General features: G+C 60.7%; 2 protein-coding genes. Both read right to left on the bottom strand.

From position 1 onward, the window contains the following. Nucleotides 1–15 precede the first annotated feature (15 nt). Nucleotides 16–738, bottom strand: coding sequence for a Crp/Fnr family transcriptional regulator (locus GR328_RS26460; protein WP_170304164.1), 723 nt, complete (start codon nucleotides 736–738; stop codon nucleotides 16–18). A gap of 183 nt (nucleotides 739–921) precedes the next feature. After that, a complete protein-coding gene (locus tag GR328_RS26455; RefSeq protein ID WP_160888621.1) occupies nucleotides 922–1,122 on the bottom strand; it encodes a hypothetical protein in 201 nt (66 codons plus the stop codon). Between the last annotated feature and the right edge of the window lie 327 nt (nucleotides 1,123–1,449).

Below are 1,449 nucleotides of genomic sequence, written 5' to 3'. Positions count from 1 at the left end.
TTCGCTCCAGTCCGATCAGGCGGATGTGACGGGCAGCACCTTGGCATAGCTCTGACGGATCTTCCGGTAGCACTCGCAGGCCACCCCTTCGAGGCCCGCTTGGTCCACGATACGGATACCGCCGCGTTGCTGGGAGATCAGTCCTGTGGTCTGAAGCGAGCGCAGGACCATGCTGACCGTGGAGCGCTGAACTCCCAGCAATTCGGCCAAATCCGCATGGGTGAGGGGCAGGAGGTCCTCATCCACCCGGTCGCGTGTGCTCAGAATCCAGTTGCAGCATCGGGCCTCGACCGTGTGGACTGCGTTGCAGGAGGCTACCTGGAAGGTCTGGGCCAGCAGTGCTTCCGTGTAGCCCGCGACCAGCCTTTGGAGCTTGGGGCGGGCGCTCATCGCCTCGCGTATTCGGCTAACGGGAATGCGCGAGGCAAGGCCCGGAATTTGCACCTTGTAGCGCCCGAAAGCCTCGCGGGAGACGAGGGCGCTCAGCAGGCCGAACATTCCCTCGCGCCCGAAGGACGCCACCTCTACGAGGTGGCCGTCCTCCATGATGTTGATGAGGCCGACCATGGCGTTCTGTGGGAAGTAGGTGCGCGAGATGATGTCTTCGGCTTCATAAAGCACAGCACTCTTCGGTAGGCTCACGACCTCAAGATGCGGCTGAAGGACCGCAAAGTCCTCGGGCTCCAGAGTGCCCAGGAGCCAGTTCGCGCGATGGGTGCCGGTCAAGATTGTTCGCATGGCTGAACGCCTCGCTCTATCCCGAGAATGGGAAAGACCCATATGGGTTCCGGCGATATTTCTCGGTTGGGAGGCCAACGCTTTGCGCTCGCGGAACAACGGCAAAAAAGAAGCGCCCCGATGGGGCGCTTGGAGGTCCCGGCCCGTAGGGGCAAATGTGAGCCGGTGAAACGATGATGCTGATTAGCTCGCCATCTCAAGCTCGTACGGCGTGGCCGATGACGTGTGCTTCTGGAGTTCGGCAATCAGCATGATGTAGGGCTGACGCCGCTTGTAGTGCCGTTCCGTGAGGCCCGCCACGATCTGCCTCCTCAGGGCTGGATCGGCCTTGCCGCTTTCAATGCGCTGCACCTCATGGCGGTGTGCGAAATCGAGGTTGGCCAATGTGCGCCTTGTATCCTGCAATAGGCCATGTAGGTCGAGACACCCGATCTTTCCGGCCAACAAGCGGTTGATCGCGGCAGAGACTTGCTGTTGGTTTGGCATCATTCCTCCCTGATTGATTAGTTTCCTTGCGCTGCGCTCTGCGCAGCGCTTTCGTTCACTTGTGTGACGCCGACATCTCCACCTTCGACAAGCCGTCCGCTGGAGAACTATCCTGCCAGCCTCATTAGGCGTCAGGCCGCAGCGAACCCTTGCCTCCGCGAGAAGGGACAGACGGATGTTGCCGTGGCAGAGCGTTCGAGAACGGACACGGATATACGTGAACTG

The organism is Microvirga makkahensis (assembly GCF_009830105.1).
GTDB lineage: Bacteria > Pseudomonadota > Alphaproteobacteria > Rhizobiales > Beijerinckiaceae > Microvirga > Microvirga makkahensis.
The sequence above is the reverse complement of the archived record's forward strand: the minus strand, read 5'-3'. Positions and strand labels throughout refer to the sequence as shown.